The sequence below is a fragment of the Chitinophaga niabensis genome, assembly GCF_039545795.1.
Taxonomy (GTDB): domain Bacteria; phylum Bacteroidota; class Bacteroidia; order Chitinophagales; family Chitinophagaceae; genus Chitinophaga; species Chitinophaga niabensis_B.
On record NZ_CP154260.1, the window covers coordinates 3,204,861 to 3,222,677 of the forward strand.

Here is a 17,817-nt window from a genome sequence, read left to right on the forward strand (position 1 = left end):
TTGCCTGTTTTAAAGTAGTGATAAAAACCCGAGAACCGCATTGGTTACTTTTACAGGCTGTTCTTCCTGCGGGAAATGGCCGGCGGTTTCCAGTTTTACGATGGTGGCATTGGAGAAGCCGCTTACAAATTTGTACAGGTGATCCGGTTTAATAACGGGGTCTTTCATCCCCCAGATGAACAGTGCTGGTTTATTTTCTATGGGCCGTTTATTTTGCCATAGTTCTTCAAACCAATCCTGGTCATTCAGCAATGATCTTGCAAATGCGAGCGCACCGTTGCGCTCGTTTTTGTTTGCGAAGGGTTTCGTGTACTGGGATAATAATGCTTTGGGGAGTTTGTTATCGCCGAATGATTTTGGGAGAATGAACTTTGGGGAGAAGTTCAGATAGCGGTATAGAAAGGGTAATAAGGGGCTTTTTAAGATCCTGCTTACTTTGATAAAATCGGGATCTTCCCTGCTGCTCCATAACCAGGAGTTTAGGATTATTATATTCTTTATTTTTCCGGGGTTGGATATAGCATAATTCAATCCTATCGGACCGCCGAAATCGTGTACTACTAAGGTGATGTTCTGTAAGTTCTTTTGTGCAATGAATGCTTCGAGTGTTTTGCTGTGATTCTGTGTGGAATAGTCGTACTGCGCCGGTTTATCTGAGAGTCCGAAGCCGATGTGATCAATGGCTATGCAGCGGTGGGTTTTCCTTAGTTCCTTTATGATGTGCCGGAAATCAAAGCTCCAGGAAGGGGTTCCGTGAACGAATAAAACAGTATCGCCCTGTCCTTCTTCTATGTAATGCAGCTGGTGCCCGTTGATGTGGAAGAATTTGGAGGGGAAAGGGTATTCGTTCTTATTTAACCAGGCGTGTTTCATCTCTTTTTATTTGCAAAGTTGGGAACAACTTTCCAGATAAAAGTTCTTCTATACCAACATCAGATCTTCACCGTGTTGAATAATTTGCTGAAATTGGTGGGACTGATGCCTAAGTAGGAAGCAATGTATTTATGGCTTACCAGGTGCAGCAGATGGGCGCTTCGCTGGCAGAAGGCTCTATATCTTTCTTCCATAGATAATGCCTGTAATTCATGGTGGCGGTTGATGATCCCTGCCAGTACAGCTTCCGTCATCTTCCTGAATAACCTTTCTATCTGTTGTGATTGATCGAACAGCTTTTGGAGATCATCGAATGTAATGTAATCCACTTCACTGTCCGTTAAGCAGGTCAGGTAACATTTTGAAGGGATCTGCAATGAAAACGATTCCGGGATGGCGCAGATATTCGGGGGATAGGTGAAGGCGATCACTTCCGGTTTCTTTTCTGCCGCGAAGTAAGACATCTGGATGCCGCTTTTTACGAAGTACAGTTCTTTCTGCGTTTGGCCGGGAACGATGATGAGGTCGTTCTTCCGGTAGAACTTTGTTTGCAGCTGGCTGATGAGCAGGTCGTAATCTGCTTTGCTGATAGCATGAAAAAGCTTAAAGTATTCATATTGTGTCATCACCGCCAAATATATCTATTTTTGCCGCATGAACTGTTACAATTGTGGCGTTATCCTGAACAGGAAAAACAGGTCGGTGGAGCATATTATCAATGCTTCTATCGGGGGCTTCAGGAAGGGATATAACCTCTTATGCGCTTCCTGTAACAAAGCGTTCGGGAGAACAATCGATTTTGAGTTGGGGAGACAGCTGGGTATTTTTGGGCGTTTGCTGAAAATTCCGTTGGATCGTGGGGTGCATTCATTATCCACTGAGTTGGGTGTTATAGACTGCGACCGTGCTATTGCTAAAATATGCCTTAACTATTATTTGTCGAAGGGGTATCCTAAAGAATATATTGGCCTGGTGAAGGCTTTTGTTCGCGGGGAGGAGGAATCTGTTTCCTTTTACTATTTACCCGTTTCTGATATACATGAAGAAGACGAGGTTTCCCATATCATACACCTGCACGGTGGTGGCGGTGTTTTATATGCTTATATAGAGTTGTTCAATATGCTGAACCGGGTTATTATATTCAGTACGGATTATACCGGGGAGGATATTCATGTTACTTACTGCCGGGATGTGGTGCAAAGCAAAGAGCTGGCTAAGGATGTAACGTTTCAGTTGGGGAAGCAGGAACTGGAGGGGCTGAGGGGAATTGAGGCTACGGATGTGCGTTATGAAAGACTGATGAAGGTTATTGAGCGCCATAGGGGGCTCTATGGTTCTTAGGAGGGAGCATGTTATTGGCTTTATGGGAGTAGAGGTTCTTAGGAAGAAGCAGTCTGGTATTGATCATTGGATATAGTATAAGGGAAAGATATAGTGCAGTTAAGGGATTGACGGCAGATAACCGGGAGATTGGTGGAGATGGGGTGAAAGAGAAGTTGAAGGGATGTTGATCTCGGCTGGCAGGTGTGTTTTGAGAGGAATTGGATGCAATTTGAGTATGATAGGGTATGTTTTGGGCATGATTTTATGCCGTAGCCTTTAAGAAAAGTCGTTTTTTGTTGAAGATCGTTCATTTTTAGTGCATTTTTTGCTGCCTTCACATAGTTATCCCGGCGGAGGCCTTTACTTCACGTTAATTCCTGTCACCCGCCTCCCCTGGCCTTATTCCATTTGGGGAACAACGAGGGTATCCTTCCACATGAATACCGGCTTTTGCTCCCGTTCGATGTTATACGTTGGTACAATAGTTTCCTCCGGCAGCGAGGGAATGACATCAATGATATCGGCCGCAAAGTATTTGCGGTTCCCTGATGCATAGCGCTTCCCTCCTTCTTCGCTAAAGGCTCTCACCTGGAACACTACAATGGTTTCTGTATCTCCTGCTTTAAAGGGAAGCACCAGCTCCGTTGCTGCAGCAGGTTTGCGCAGATCGATCAATACCTTAGCAGAGACAGCCTGCTCATAATTCCCTTCGCTGAAGTTCAACCCTACGGCAATAGCTTTCAGCTCAATGTGAGTGGTGTTCTTTGCATGACGGATACCTCCTTCTTCAATAGCCGGTATGGCAATGCGGAGGCTGTTGGCGTTCTGCACCACTTGTGGTTTGAAGGGCAAGAGTTTGTCCAGCTCGGTGTTCACGTTGAGCTTAAAGCCAGCCAGCATGTCCAGGTATTTGCGGTTGATGTTCCTGGCCCCTCTTTGCTTGCTGCCTGCATAGAGGACTTTCAGCATGGAGGTGTTCAGCCGGTTGGTGAGATCACTGTCGTGGCGGATCCCCAGCTCCGGCTTCAGTGCATGGCGGACCAGTTTCCCGGCTTTGCTGGCCGTGCCGAAATCAGTGGCGGAGCGTTTCGTGGCCTCGCTGATGTTCACGTGTTCAGGGAGGCTGCGAATACAGAGCTTCCCTTTGTGGTAATAGCCGACCGTGTTGCCGACCTTACCTGTGTACCTTACGATACTTCTTTGTTTACCCATAAAATTTGTTTTGGTTAATTAATACCCGAATTTACGGATAATAGCCCCCTAAAATCTTGATATACATCAAGTTTCGAGAACGTTTAAGGTGCTATAAAGCGGGGTTAACGATTGTTCAAAGGGAGTGCATTGGGCGTTAGTGATTGTCTAAAGGGAGTGCATAAGCGCTTAGATATTTACGAATTCCTGTTAAAAAGACGCTCCGCTGTGGATCAGTTCCCTCCATTTGCTCCAGGATCTCTTATCCTTCACCCGGTTCAGGGTATAACTGTATTGCGCATTGCCTACGAGGAAATTCTTTTGTTTATCCAGGATGAACAATACCTGTTCGTCTCCTTTCAGTAAGAACAGGCTTACCTCTCCCATATCCAGCCTGTATACTATGGCTTCCGGGTGATGAGGTATTCCTTTCTCTATTGCCCATTTTCCGGTACCGGACCTTATGCCCATACCTCCTATCCTGTACATCGAAGGAAGATGGGTGACCTTGTCTACATACAACACCAGCCATACTTTCCGTTTAGCGCATTCCTCCCGGTGCGGCATATTCAATACCGGCAAAATTTCCCGGCAGGCGGTTCTGCCTTCATAAAAAGCCAGGGTAGCGGAGCCTGGCGGAATGGAATCTTTGGGAAGAACCTGTGCCTGTAACTCTGCGGCAGATACTATAAACATAATCAGCAGCAATATCTTTTGCATAGGATCTATTTGATGCGGTTGAGGGTATAGCTTTGAAAGGGATCGCCGGTCATATAACGGCCCTGTTCGTCCAGCAGATGCAGGAGATCATCATTTAGTTTTACAAAGCGTACCGATGGATTCAGTTGATAAATGAGATAGCCAGTGAATTTCCCCGTTCCCTCCTGAATGCTCCATTTACCGGCAGATTCGCTTTTGACGTCTGGCTGGGAATAATTATTATCCGGCAGAATATGACGGCTTTCCCCCGTTAGCCTGTAAGTGGTGGGCTGCTGTGTACGAGGGTCACGAAACAGGGTAAGTTCCCATTTCACAAGGGCGCAATCTTTATTAGCGGGGATATTATGCAGCGGTCTTATTAACTGGCCGCAGGGTGTGGTGGCTGCATATACTTCCCGGGGAGAAGTGCCAAACGTTGAAAGAAAGAACCAGGTGGCTAAAAACAGTTGCATAACATGGGATTTATACTACAAGCTACTTAAAAGAGCGCGCTGTATATACTTTTTACATGTAGTGCCGTATTTCCTTGATGAAGTGCTATTTAGCGGTTAACTGATGTAAGATCTGGAAGCCGATGCCCATTGTCATCATACGTTCCTTTTTGTTGGCCAACAGCTGCTGGGTCCAATCGAGCAATCCGCCATCACCGATTTCATACACAACATCATCCAGTACGATCTTCATCTTTATCCTGAAGCCGTAGTAATAATTATTACTATTGTCCGGCTCAACAACAGAGATTGCCAGGCTATCCGGGAGATCTGTTATCATGGGACTCAGGCTATCGTATCCTTTACCCGGGATGATCTCAAAATACAGCTGTTGTATGCCGAATACCTCTTTGCAGATCTGCGAGGATATAGATATTTGTTTCAGCAGTTCTTCCCGCTCAAAATTAAAGCTGCCGGTATCCCTGCCACAGGAAACCAGGCAAAGCACTGAAAAATGAGGGGTGAAATGAGGATTGGAAAATGCCTGTGTGCGCAGGATCCTGGAAATATTGCTATAGTTGCGGGTTGTTTTTCCCAACACTCTTTTTTTCTTTAGCCAGGCATAATGCAGCGCTATCGCATTGGTTGGGTCTGCCTGTACTTCTGTATTCCTTAAAGCTGTGAGCACTTTCTTCTGATCTACTGTAGCTACCACGCTACTTGTTCCCAACTGGGCAACAGGCGACAGTTCTATGGGTTCGAATCCTTTTGATGCTAATAATTTATAGCAACTTAATTCGTTCTCTTTAAGCTTTATAACATCTGTTTCAAAAGGTTTAACCAGCTTATTCCGGGCATATTTGTTCAGCAGAGTAGAAGCCGTTTCCTGCTGAACACGTTTATTAAATACATCCAGCAGGACGGTATTCAATTCCGAACCGTTTAGTTCCCTTGCTAAGACACTGACGAAACTCTGCAGATCCAACCTGCTGATAATATGAGTGCTTATATTCTTTTTCATTTCCAGATGTTGTACGCTTGTAAAGGTAATGCAATGTTTATTTACCTGCCTCATAAAGGATCCAATCACACATTCCGCATTGATTGGTGGGATCACAAGTCCTACATTTCTATTTTAAGGCTTTGTATATTTATGAATAGCAGTGAACCAGTAAGAGGCTTAACATCAGACAAAACAAGTTGTGCGTTCTATTATTTTTTTTGTATTTTGATATAGTTGTCCACGTTACTTTAATCGTTAATCCAAAACTCCATGAAAACAAACATCTCTATTTGTTTGCTAGGCTGTTTAAGCCTTGCGCTCCTCTCTGCGTGCCAAAAAAAGATCTCTCTGGAACGGCCACTGCTACTAAGTATGACAGACAGTATTTCAGAGGACGATTTTAACATTGAAAGCACTTTCACCAATCCGCTGAAATCGAGTGGTGCCGATCCCTGGGTAACCCAACACAACGGGAAGTATTATTACACCTATACCCAGGGTAGCAAACTGGTACTGTATGAAACAACAGCCATGTCTGAACTGGCATTGGCTAAGTATGATGAAGCCTGGGTCCCTCCTGCAGGCATGCCTTACTCAAAAAACATCTGGGCACCTGAACTGCACCGGCTCAACAACAAGTGGTACATGTATTTTGCTGCGGATAACGGCACCAATGCCAATCATCGCATGTATGCCGTAGAAAATACTTCGGCTGATCCCATGCAGGGCACATGGGTGCTGAAAGGAAAAGTTGCCGATTCTACGGACCAATGGGCTATTGATGGAACAGTAGTTGAGTATGGCGGGCAATTGTACATGTTATGGTCTGGCGGTAATGCGGGCGCTGCACCGCAGCGGATTTACATTGCGCCGATGAGTGATCCCTGGACGATTTCAGGCCCCAGGGTAGCTATTTCCAGTCCCTCCTATTCCTGGGAAATGAATGGCAGTGCCATCAACGAAGGACCCCAACCGATCATCAATCCAGGCGGACAATTGCTGGTGGTTTATTCCGGCAGCGGTTACTGGGTGGATACCTATTGCCTGGGATTATTAACGTTGCAGGTAAATGGGGATCCCCTGAATCCTGCACACTGGGTAAAAACATCCACCCCTGTTTTTTCCATGAACGCGGCCAGCGGAGCTTATGGGCCCGGGCACAATGGATTTTTCAAATCACCGGATGGTACGGAAGACTGGCTCATTTATCATGCACGCAGTGCTGCCGGAGGAGGAGGCCGTAATGCACGCATACAAAAATTCACCTGGAATATGGATGGCTCGCCGAATTTCGGGATCCCTGTCGCTATTAATTCTCCCGTGACCAAACCTTCCGGAGAACCTATCCGGTACGTGTATAAAAAAGCCAGTTGGTCTATAGCCGGTTACAGCTCACAGGAGCTCAACAACAACCGCATTGCAACAAAGATCATAGATGATAATGTAACTACTCCCTGGATAGCACGTTATTCCGCTCCCGCAACCAATTATCCTGATCATTGGATCGCCGTGGATATGCAGGATACGCTTAACGTAGATGGTTTCATTTTTGTGCAGAAAGATGGCGACCGGAAAATAAAAGACATGGAGGTACTGGTGGCTAACGACACTACAACATGGGAAAGCCTTGGCACTATTCAGCTGCTCAATCTCCATCCTAATAAGCAGTATTTCACACTGCCTGTAAGGAAGCAAGCCCGGTATTTTAAACTGGTACCTGTTTCCGGCCTCGATGCACAGCCTCAGCCTGGTTTGGCAGAAGTAAGTGCTTTTATACTTGATTAAATAAAGAAGCCCCGGTGTAAACCAGGGCCTCGTTCGTTTTTAGTAGTAACTACCAGAACTTTTCAGATCCGATAGTAAGAGCCAGTTTTAATAATTTATCAGTCACCAATCGGGATAGGCGTATTAACCCCTGTTGCCTGGGCTGTGCCAAAGTTTGGTGATCCGTCTGTATTCCATGTTAGTTTTTGCATCCTTGCCGTTCTGGAACCATTGGTGGTGGCGGCTACGCTGCGGGCATGATAGACAAACCAGTTTTCAGTATGTAACACCCCATTTGCATCTGTATAGCTACTCACAAAAAAACTGTTATGGCCCGGCCCGTACACAGCATTCGCATCATTCCTCACAAACACCTGTTTTTTATTGATCCAGTCCGCTGCCACAGTAGGATTCCCGCCGCTTTTCAATTGTATTTGTGCCAGGCAATAATTATCGCTCGTGTAACGACTGGCAGAATATATAATGAATACCGGGCTGCTGGCATCTTTTTGCAGCATAATGGGCCCTTCATTAACACCCGCTCCGATTGAACTGGGTTCATGTTTTTCCCAGGTATTGGTAGGTGATGATATGGCCACCCTGGGACCACTGATAGTCCAGGGGTTGGACATCGGCGCCAGGTAGATGTATTGTTTGAACTTGGTGGCTTCACTCGCCCAGCCGGACCAGATAAAATAATTGTTTGTGCCGATAGTCAGCACGGAACCATCAATTGCCCACTGGTCTGTTGAATCAAAGATCTTTCCTTTGAACGTCCATGTGCCGGTTGTGGGATCGGCATTGGCATTCTCCAATACATACATGCGGTGAACATCTCCTGCCGCCGCATCATCCGCAGCAAAATAGATATACCATTTACCAGACAGGAAATGTAATTCAGGAGCCCATATGGCAGTTGAATAGGCGGTGCCAGTAGGAGGCGTCCAGACAATGGTTTCTGTCATCGCTGCTAATAAGGACACGGAGGGGGTTTTGGTAATGCCAATCTTATTGCCTTTGGTATACAGGAAATAATAATACCCATCTTTCTGCGCTACGTGAGGATCTGCACGGCTGGCATTCACCAGGGGGTTCTGAAAATAAAGGTTACGGAATTCAAAGAGGTCCTGCGTACCTGTTACACTGCTTTTCTGCCTGATCTTTCTGCCAGGCACCGAATCGTCAGGGTCCAGCACCATTTTCATGCCCGTTTGTTTATTGGTCAGGGAGAAAAGATTGGTACTGCCGGGGGAATAGGTAATAGCCCAGCGTTGCGCATCGGAACCAATATCCGTTCCCTGCTGCAATATATCCCCTGAAGTGGCAGAGGGGGATTCGAGGCATTTATTACTGGTAACACTGATCACCTTATAATAGGTGGCATCCACCTTTACCAGTTTCCATTTCTGCCCGTTATTGGGAAACCATCCCCATTGCTGAATTTTTTGTCCGGCAGCAGTGGAGTTGCCGGTTACTTCAACTACCGGGCCATTGGGTAATGACACCACAGGCCGGATGCGGTAAATGCCGCTGTCGATCACCGTTCCCAATGGAGGCGCAGCACTGATCAGCTGAGCCGGCAACTGAACTTTTTCATTCGTGATACTGTCCGGCTGCCTCTTCTGACAGCCGGCTGCCAGCAATGCGATGGCGATAACAGCTTTGGTAAATAATGCATTTTTCATGTGGAATTGTTGTTAGGTTATCAATTTACACGGGGTGCTGAATCTCAATTTTACTGCCAGTCAAAATAAATGAATAGCCAGTGCTTAAATTGTTCAACTTTTTGCCTGTTTGTCTCATGCCCTAAGCCTCCCTTATGCAAACAGTTGATTTTTATTATATTTGGTTACCCGTTATGCGATTATACTTATGTTCCCTTTTACTAAGCCTGGTGTTACAACTTGCAACGCTACCCTGTTGCGGGAAGTATTATTTTACACATTACCAGGTTGAAGATGGATTGGTACACAATGCGGTGACTTCCATTTTACAGGACAGTAAAGGCTTGATATGGATCGGTACCCGGGGAGGGTTAAGTCGTTTTGATGGTTATACCTTCAAAACCTGCAAAAATCCTCAGAACAAATTTGGCAGGATAGGGAATAATGTGATCACCGTTATCACCGAGGATAAAAAGGGCATGTTATGGATTGGTACGGGTAAGGGCATTTTTATGTACAATCCCTATAATGAGGTTTTTACTTTACTCGAAGCTGCTCCGCAAACATACATCAGCCACCTGCTCACGGATAACGATAACAATCTATGGTTCGTGGCTAATTATTCCCTCTGCAAATATGATCAGGGTAAAAAAAAGGTGGAAGATCTAAAGATCCCCGCATCCTGTATAGCCTTAGACAGTAACAGGAATTTATGGGTAGGAAATGATGATGGGGTAATTGGCATCTACTCATACCGCAACCGTTCTGTTACCCATATCCGGATCATCGATCAGCATATCCCTGCCAATATGCGCTCCATCAGCAAAATATATCCCGTCAATGAAAAGGAGGTTTTGGTAGGATGTTTTAAACAGGGTCTGAAAAGTTATAACACGGCAACGGGAACCATCACATCTTTACAGCTTCAAAGCAACAACAAAACCGATATATACGTACGGGATATTACGGCAGGTTGTCACCAGCAGTACTGGATAGCCACAGAATCAGGGATCTACCTGTACGACCCTGTGACCAACACCAGTCAAAACCTGCGAAAACAGATCAGCGACCCTTATTCTCTATCAGACAACGCTGTGTATACGATATGTAAGGATAACCAGGGAGGTATGTGGGTGGGTACTTATTTCGGCGGCTTAAATTATTATTCGAAAGAAAATGCCCGCTTTGAAAAATACTACCCCTTGCAAGGCAGTAATTCCATATCCGGCAACGCCGTGAGAACCATCTGTGCTGATACCAGGGGTAACTTATGGATCGGTACGGAAGATGCGGGGATCAATCAATTCAATCCTAAAACAGGGCAATTCACGCATTATGCTGCCACCGGTAAAAAGGGAGATATTTCCTATCCCAATATCCACGGACTGCTGGCCTTGGGGGACCAGTTGTTTATTGGCTCGTTCTTACATGGTATGGAAGTAATGGATATGCGTACCGGGAAGGTAACTGACCATTTTGAATTCATTGGTGATAAAGATGATAAGGTGAGTGACTTTGTGCATCGTTTTTATCTCACAAAAGACAGTACCCTACTCGTTGGCACTGCCTACAATGGTTCCGGTCTGTTCCATTACGACAGGAAGCGAAGGACATTCAACCGCATTAAACAGATCCCCTATAACTCCTATGTTTTCGATATCACAGAAGATAGCGAAGGGAATATCTGGACGGGCAGCGTATCGCAGGGTGCATTTTATTACCATCCCAAAACCGGCCGGCATGGGAATTTCCGCTTTGGTGATAAAGTGAATGAGTTTCCCGTACATTATATTTTTGAAGACAGCCGGCACTCCCTCTGGTTTGCCACTAATGGTGGCGGCCTGATACAGTTGGCGCCGGACAGGAAAACCATTAAAAAATTCACCACAGAAAACGGCCTGCCCAGCAATGTGGTGTTCTGTATCCTGGAAGACAGCTCAAAACACTTATGGATCAGCTCCTTAAAAGGGCTGATTTCCCTTGATCCAGGTACTGGTCACTGTAAGACCTATACGCAACCGGACGGGCTTATAACAGATCAATTCAATTATAATTCTGCTTACAAAGACGCTGATGGGAAAATGTATTTCGGATCTGTGAAAGGAATGATTGCTTTTAACCCGGCTGAATTTGACCGGAAAAATGTATCTCCGCCAACATATATCACCGGGTTTCAAATAGACAACAAGGAGATAACCCCCAGCGACAAAGATGGCCCCCTCAGCAGGTCTGTGCTGTTTACAGACACCATTGTGCTCACGCACGATCAGAATAACTTCAGCATTGAATTTGCAGCGCTGAACTATTCCTCCGCCAGGGCCACAAAGTATAAATACTTCATGACCGGCCTGGATAAAGAATGGACCTATCTTAACACCAACAGGAATGCCTGGTTTACAGATCTTTCACCGGGGAGTTATACGTTTACCGTATGTGCAGAAAGTAATGTGGGTGACTGGACGGGTGAAGAGCGGCACCTTTTTATCCGCATTTTACCTCCTTTCTGGAAGAGCAATACGGCTTATGTATCCTACCTGTTTTTATCAGGTATAATGCTGTTCCTGCTGGTCCGCTATTATCATGCTTACCTGAGCAGAAAAAACCTGGCTAAATTACAACTGTTCGAACACCAGAAAGAAAAAGAGATCTACCAGTTTAAGATTGATTTCTTCACCAATATTGCACATGAAATTCAAACCCCGCTCACGCTGATCGTAGGCCCTATAGAAAGGCTGATAAAAATGGCGGATCACCAGGAGCCTATTAAAAAGGGCCTGCTCACCGTTCAAAAGAATGCCCACCGGTTAACAGACCTCACAGGGCAGTTGCTGGATTTCAGGCAAACGGAGATAGAGCAGTTCGGATTAAACTTTGTAAACGTACACATCAATAAGCTCCTCCGGGAACAGGCAGATTCATTCAGGGAATTTGCCAAAGAGAACAACATCCGTTTAAATATAGACCTTCCTGAAACTGATATTGAAGCATTTGTAGACCGGGAAGCCCTGGTGAAGATCTGCGCTAACCTGCTCTCCAATGCCATTAAATATGCCGCATCTTCTGCAACCGTAAAGATGGCACCGCTGCAAACCGGCGATGAAAAATTCACCGTCAGCTTTTGTAACGATGGCAAAGAGATCCCGGTGGCATTCAGGAAAAAGATCTTTGAACCATTCTTCAGACTGAACAATAAGCTAAAGCCGGGAACAGGTATCGGGTTACCGTTGGCCAGGTCATTAACAGAATTACATAACGGGTCATTAGAACTGGTTTCCGGCAATAGTAACGACATTGTTTTCGAATTAACATTACCAATACACCAGCAGTTCGAATTTAACCTGAGCAGCTGGAAAAAAGTACCATAGTTATGACAGAGAGCATTTTAGTGGTAGACGACAACCGGGAGATCCTGGAATTTTTATCAGAAGTTTTAGGTGAAACCTATAAAATACACCTGGCAGAAAGTGCTGAAACAGCCCTGCAGGTAATGGATACGGAAGTGATACAGCTCATCGTATTAGATGTTATGCTGCCGGGCATGGATGGCTTTGAGTTATGCCAGCTGGTGAAATCAAATGTTGAATACTGCCATATTCCGATTGTATTACTAACGTCCAAAAACAGCCATCGTTCACATATAACGGGACTGGAGGCCGGAGCAGATGCCTATATCAGGAAACCTTTCTCTCCCGAATTCCTCCAGGTACAGATTGCAAATCTGCTCAATAACCGTTTGAAAATAAAAGCGCATTTTGCCACCTCACCTTTTGAGGATGTGCGGGTGATGGCTCATTCCAAAACAGATGAAACTTTTCTCAAACAACTGGATGACTATATCCGTAAAAACATCCAGGATTCACAGATAGATATTGATAAGCTGGCTGAACATATGAATATGAGCCGGCCTACTTTTTATAGAAAGATCAAATCGCTATCCGCGCTATCGCCCAAAGAGCTGATTGATATCACCCGGCTCAAAAAGGCAGCCGGGCTCATTGCGGAGAACGCTTACAGCCTGGCGGAGATCTCCAGAATGGTGGGTTATAGTACACAAAGCCTTTTCAGCAGGAATTTTCAAAAACACTTTAAGGTATCTCCGCATGAATACCTGAAGTCACTGCCCAAAATGCCCACACAATAGCAATGGCCAAATAGCCCCACATTAAAGTCTATATTGCCCCCTGGCAGGGTAATGCCCTGCCCTTAACTTTGCAATATGAAAAATACATTAACAACCCAGGAAGTAGCAGCCCGGTTCAACGAACTGGCTAAACAGGAAAAATGGTTTGAGATCCAGGATGAACTCTTTGCTGAAAACGTAAAGAGCGTAGACCCTGAGCATTCTCCCTATTTTGGCTATGCTGAAGGAAAGGCGGCTGTTCGTAAGAAGGGGGAAGACTTTGTGTCCCGGATCAAAGAAGTGCACAGCCTTTATACCGGTGAGCCGGTTGTTACAGGCAATCACTTTGCGGTGGTAAGAGAGAAAGACTTCACCGTAGAACCACATGGAAGGATCCGGATCCACCAGATCATGCTGTATGAAGTAAAAGATGGGCAGATTGTACTGGAGCAGTTCTTTTATTGAGGATAAAGTTTCCATGTAACTTTTGCTTCTGCTCCTCCGTTTCACCCATATGCAGAAAATCATCCTTATACTCAGCTTAATGGCCTTTGTTGCCTGTAAGAAAGGTAAAACAGAAGCTCCTCCTCCTGAGCCTCCCGGCCCACAGCAATACCGCCCGCTTTCGATCGATGGTTTATGGAGAATTATGATCGATAATAAATGGGGCCCGAACGCCATCATTTTCTATACCCGGGACAGTATTTACCAGCGCCGTGATGCCCGCATAGTGGGCTTCAAAGAAGAAGGCCGTTTCCATACCAGGAACTATGGTAACCCGGATAGCCTGGAGGTGCACCTGCTGCATGATACCTTGATCATTGAGCGGCTGGATAATTCACAGATTGAGCTGACTGTAAAGGATTCCACAAGGGTTTACAAGCGGTATAGTATGCCGGGGTGAGAGGGTTTCTGCCATATTTTTTATACTTTTGTATGAAATATCCCTTATCTGTATGAGATTATTGGCATTGGCGTTCCTCTTCCTATTATTTTCCTGTAAACAAAGCAATAAAGATCTCCTCCCAGGTTTTATAAGAACAATGTCTCCTTTTGAAGTGACGGTTGCCGAACGTTCCGCCACCAGGGCCATTATTAAATGGACCTCTTCAGAAAATCTCCGTAATGCGGATGTAGTAAGGTATAAGATCATGCTCAATGATCAGCTCATAAAGAATGATGCATTAAGGTATACGGATACCCTGCGGCAATTGAAACCTGATGTAACTTATAATGGAAAGGTTATTGCCTATACGCAATCAGGCGATACTACATCCGCCCCCTTTACCCTGGAACGGATTGATAGTTATTCGATATATTCAGCCTCCTATGAATTGCATTGCGTTGATCTGACTTACGGGCGGGCAGCATGGGCAGACATGAACTATAACAGTGAGTTTAATTTCACCGCTATTCCAGTGGTAGTAAATGATACGGTGTATATGGATCTTCCTGGTGTGGGAGTAGCAGCATATAGTCTTAAATCAGGAGAAAAGCTGTGGCTGGCAAAGACCCTTAAGTCTGCTGGCAAAGGGGTAATATATCGTGATCAAACGCTTTATACAATCGGGCCCAATGCCATTTTTGCACTTAACAGCTCTAATGGCGCAACCAAATGGCAATATCCCTATACTAATCCGGATTATTTTACTTTTCACACAAACACCCTGCTGGCTGAAAATATATTGATCACAGGCGGTGTATATACTTTGACTGGTTTTAATATTGACACAAAAAAGATGGAATGGACCTACAAATCAAAAAGCGCGATGTGTGTTGGCCCCGCATCTTATAAAGGTCTTGTGATAATAACAACCCTGGATGGGATGGTTGAGGCTTTAGATATTAAAACAGGGGCAATAGTATGGAAGCGGGATTTTAGCAGAGAATACAGTAATTTCGGAGCTAATTGGGTATCTCCTCTTATTGTAAATGACTACGTATATGTTTACTCCGGGAATACCGGGTATTACGCATTAAATGCAAAAACGGGCGCAACTGTATGGAATTTAGAGGAATATGGGGCTCATTCGGCAACATATGGAGATGGATTGATCTATTATTCTTATTCTAACGCTGCTGTAGGTAACCACGTAACGGCCGTGAATGCGTTAACAGGAAAGAGGGTATGGGACAGGAAGTATATAGGAGCTGAATATCCCATATTTGCAGATGGTAAAGTATATGCATGTGGTCATGTGCTGGATGCTAAAACAGGGGATTTCATCAAGATTATTTATGACGTGTATACATTTGACGCACTGCCAATAATCATAAATAAAGGGGTTGCGTATTACCCGGCAGAAAGTGGGATGAATAACTAAAGTCTTTAGGGATTATACGCCTCGTTTGTCTCCCCAGATGTGAATATGCAACCTGTCAGTATAATTAAAATTGTACTGTTTGCAGATCTCTACAATCCATTGCTGCTTTTGTTTCAGCGATGCTACGGTAGTTCCTTGTGGCATTAGATATACTGCCTGCCGGGGGATCTTATACTTTTCGATTAATTCCTGTATTTCAAGAAGATCCTCATTTGTATCTACTACGAATTTGAAATTTGCTTTCGGAGAATTTGCAAAAAAAGTGATGGCATCAGGTTTGATCCTGTCTTCTATTGCAACATTCGAGTTGCTTAGTTTAATGGATACATTATATTGATCTGCTAAACTATCCACTTCCGGCAATGGCTTTAATGTACCGTTTGTTTCAAACTCAATATGCGTTGACGGGTTTTGTTCTTTCAATGCTTTCATCAGGCTTCGCAGGTCTTTCTGCTGCGCTAATGGCTCTCCTCCTGTAATTACAATATTGTTACAGTTCATTGCCCGCACAGTTTCCAGGATCTGCTCGTCAGAGAGTAATTCAATAAGGTCTTCTTTATGATATTTCTTATAACCGGGTAATTGATCGTAGTTATGTTTGAAGGGTGTACCTTCCCAATTCCAGGTATAATCAGTATCGCACCACTGGCAGTATAAATTACATAAAGATAAACGGATAAAGATGGAAGGCTTACCCATGTTTTTTCCTTCACCTTGTACCGAATGAAATATTTCCGGTTTGTTATTTAGTTTAGCGAGCTTGATCATAATTTCAACAATTTCTGGATATCCATTCGTTGCCACTGGTTCACCGTTGAGTCATAATAAGCACAATCCATGCTTATATTCTCATTGATCCCTTCATTCGTAAAACGCACTTTGGACAAAACTCCTTCGAATGGAATACTCTTCATTAAGGCTGCAAAGATATTAAGAGTTTTATTATCAAGCTTTAGAAAATCGTCAGTTCCTTTCCTTTCGAGAGAATCACTGATGGCCTGGTAAGTCTCCGATATACAAATGGCCGCGTCATACGCAATCCCTATGTCTCTTGCCCCTGGGTTCAGGCGGTGGCCTATGAATTTCTCAAAATTCCTGATGTGCTTATCAGGCGACACATCATAGTTTAACGCCCTATGAAGATTTATGTCTGTGATCTCAAAAATTTTATTGTTGTATAACTGGGTTTCCGGCTTCCCCAGGCGGTTATTGAGGGAATAAGCATTCATCCATCCCCCGATCTTAGGGAGCTTTCCCTTGTACCGGAATGGAACGTAAAAGGAATCAATTATCCTGGTAAAACACTCTCCTACCCCCAAAATGAAGATACATTCGTATTTGCTTATTTCCTTATTCAAATACTTATACATCCTCGGAAAATCCTCCAGGTTATAATAGAAAGTATCAATATGACGATAGGCAATAGCATTGCTCAGTATATCGGACCTGTTGACTAATTGTTCATAATACATCCTCCCAAATGTTTTATGCTCCTTGTTGTCTTCAATCAGGAACAGGGAATTCCTGGTGATGTCTGTTTCTTTCAGGAAGTTGGCTATCAGATCTGCCCGCTGATCAATACCAGAGCCGGTTCTGAACAAATGAACATTATTTGAAAATTTCTTCCATTTTAGGAAGTCCTGAGATGCTGCGCTGGTAATAAAGATGGGTATTTTAGATTTCAGCTGCAGCATTAATTCCAGTATATCGTCCGTGCATTCTGTTACAGAGGGGCCAACAATAGCGATCACATTTTCAGATCTGATCAATTGCTGCAAGGTATCAAGCAGGGGCTGAATATCGCCGGTTTTCATCTGGCTTGTTGACAAAAAATCAAGATCTATCACTTTAAATGCCAGGTCAGCATTTCTTAGGCCGGCATGTAATCCTTTTTTCTGATCCGGGCCAAACGTGTCCTTGGGATAAATGCCTACTACTTTAGGCACTTCTTTCGTAAAACGGACAGACTTAAATATGGATGAAGTTTCTTTTTGTCCGGGCCATTTAAACAATAGTAGTATCGCCGTTAAAAAGAACAGTACGATAAAAATTATCACCACAGTTACCTGGAGAATATACTGTTTGTGCTTTTTATCTATTTGCTCTTTTACGATCTTGAATTGCTGATTTACTGTTAGTGTATCAGGAACGTGAACGATCGATTTTGATCTCTCGATGAGTTGGCCAACATCATCTTTATCAGCCAGCTTGTAGAGTTCTACCAGCGTTTTATTTTTATCACGTGTTACTTTGTAATAGTAGATAGCGATTAAAGTGGCTACTATTGCCAGCAGCTGAATAATCGTTTTGACAGAAGTAATATCAAAGTCTACTTTAATCGCCTCTAATTGAATAGAAATCAACATAGTAAATTAGTTGCCCTGTTAATAATATAAGTGAAAAT

At 44.2% G+C, this 17,817-nt stretch carries 16 protein-coding genes; 7 read left to right on the top strand and 9 right to left on the bottom strand.

Annotated features, from left to right (window positions below):
• Nucleotides 1-9 precede the first annotated feature (9 nt).
• Nucleotides 10-873: an alpha/beta fold hydrolase gene (locus AAHN97_RS12455; protein WP_343307958.1), complete on the bottom strand. Its 864-nt coding sequence runs from the start codon at nt 871-873 to the stop codon at nt 10-12.
• A 59-nt stretch (nt 874-932) separates the two neighbouring features.
• Nucleotides 933-1,499, bottom strand: a complete 567-nt coding sequence (locus tag AAHN97_RS12460) for a Crp/Fnr family transcriptional regulator (RefSeq protein WP_343307959.1) — start codon at nt 1,497-1,499, stop codon at nt 933-935.
• A gap of 28 nt (nt 1,500-1,527) precedes the next feature.
• On the opposite strand from AAHN97_RS12460, the gene AAHN97_RS12465 reads away from it, so the two are divergent.
• Nucleotides 1,528-2,214: an HNH endonuclease gene (locus AAHN97_RS12465; protein WP_343307960.1), complete on the top strand. Its 687-nt coding sequence runs from the start codon at nt 1,528-1,530 to the stop codon at nt 2,212-2,214.
• Nucleotides 2,215-2,595: 381 nt separating this feature from the next.
• Here AAHN97_RS12465 and AAHN97_RS12470 read toward each other — a convergent pair whose 3' ends face one another.
• The 4 genes from AAHN97_RS12470 to AAHN97_RS12485 all read right to left on the bottom strand — a co-directional run bounded on the left by AAHN97_RS12470 (nt 2,596) and on the right by AAHN97_RS12485 (nt 5,559).
• The gene (locus AAHN97_RS12470) at nt 2,596-3,408 is read right to left on the bottom strand and encodes a hypothetical protein (protein ID WP_343307961.1); all 813 of its coding nucleotides are present in this window, start codon (nt 3,406-3,408) and stop codon (nt 2,596-2,598) included.
• 189 nt (nt 3,409-3,597) lie between these two features.
• Entirely contained in the window at nt 3,598-4,107 is a 510-nt protein-coding gene (locus AAHN97_RS12475; protein WP_343307962.1) for a hypothetical protein, read from the bottom strand.
• Between the two features lie 5 nt (nt 4,108-4,112).
• Nucleotides 4,113-4,559, bottom strand: coding sequence for a hypothetical protein (locus AAHN97_RS12480; RefSeq protein WP_343307963.1), 447 nt, complete (start codon nt 4,557-4,559; stop codon nt 4,113-4,115).
• An 85-nt stretch (nt 4,560-4,644) separates the two neighbouring features.
• Nucleotides 4,645-5,559 carry a hypothetical protein gene (locus AAHN97_RS12485; protein ID WP_343307964.1) on the bottom strand — a complete coding sequence of 305 codons (915 nt, stop codon included), beginning with the start codon at nt 5,557-5,559 and terminating at the stop codon, nt 4,645-4,647.
• 252 nt (nt 5,560-5,811) lie between these two features.
• Between AAHN97_RS12485 and AAHN97_RS12490 the strand changes: the two genes are divergently transcribed.
• Nucleotides 5,812-7,326, top strand: coding sequence for a family 43 glycosylhydrolase (locus AAHN97_RS12490; RefSeq protein WP_343307965.1), 1,515 nt, complete (start codon nt 5,812-5,814; stop codon nt 7,324-7,326).
• Nucleotides 7,327-7,424: 98 nt separating this feature from the next.
• Here AAHN97_RS12490 and AAHN97_RS12495 read toward each other — a convergent pair whose 3' ends face one another.
• A complete protein-coding gene (locus tag AAHN97_RS12495; RefSeq protein WP_343307966.1) occupies nt 7,425-8,990 on the bottom strand; it encodes a family 43 glycosylhydrolase in 1,566 nt (521 codons plus the stop codon).
• Between the two features lie 209 nt (nt 8,991-9,199).
• Here AAHN97_RS12495 and AAHN97_RS12500 point away from each other — a divergent pair, with 209 nt between their 5' ends.
• The 5 genes from AAHN97_RS12500 (at nt 9,200) to AAHN97_RS12520 (ending at nt 15,413) form a co-directional block, all read left to right on the top strand.
• On the top strand, nt 9,200-12,334 hold the full coding sequence (locus AAHN97_RS12500; protein WP_343307967.1) for a ligand-binding sensor domain-containing protein: 3,135 nt from the start codon (nt 9,200-9,202) through the stop codon (nt 12,332-12,334).
• A 2-nt stretch (nt 12,335-12,336) separates the two neighbouring features.
• Nucleotides 12,337-13,110, top strand: a complete 774-nt coding sequence (locus AAHN97_RS12505; RefSeq protein WP_343307968.1) for a response regulator transcription factor — start codon at nt 12,337-12,339, stop codon at nt 13,108-13,110.
• Nucleotides 13,111-13,185: 75 nt separating this feature from the next.
• Nucleotides 13,186-13,554: a nuclear transport factor 2 family protein gene (locus AAHN97_RS12510; protein WP_343307969.1), complete on the top strand. Its 369-nt coding sequence runs from the start codon at nt 13,186-13,188 to the stop codon at nt 13,552-13,554.
• Nucleotides 13,555-13,603: 49 nt separating this feature from the next.
• Nucleotides 13,604-13,993 (top strand): hypothetical protein, encoded by a 390-nt coding sequence (locus tag AAHN97_RS12515; protein WP_343307970.1) that lies wholly within the window; start codon nt 13,604-13,606, stop codon nt 13,991-13,993.
• A 52-nt stretch (nt 13,994-14,045) separates the two neighbouring features.
• Complete coding sequence (locus AAHN97_RS12520; protein ID WP_343307971.1) at nt 14,046-15,413, top strand: PQQ-binding-like beta-propeller repeat protein; 1,368 nt, start codon at nt 14,046-14,048, stop codon at nt 15,411-15,413.
• 12 nt (nt 15,414-15,425) lie between these two features.
• On the opposite strand, the gene AAHN97_RS12525 is transcribed toward AAHN97_RS12520, so the two are convergent.
• Both AAHN97_RS12525 and AAHN97_RS12530 read right to left on the bottom strand, forming a co-directional pair.
• A complete protein-coding gene (locus AAHN97_RS12525; protein WP_343307972.1) occupies nt 15,426-16,181 on the bottom strand; it encodes a 7-carboxy-7-deazaguanine synthase QueE in 756 nt (251 codons plus the stop codon).
• Entirely contained in the window at nt 16,178-17,779 is a 1,602-nt protein-coding gene (locus AAHN97_RS12530) for an ABC transporter substrate-binding protein (RefSeq protein WP_343307973.1), read from the bottom strand. The genes AAHN97_RS12525 and AAHN97_RS12530 overlap by 4 nt, the downstream gene beginning before the upstream one ends.
• Nucleotides 17,780-17,817: the final 38 nt, after the last annotated feature.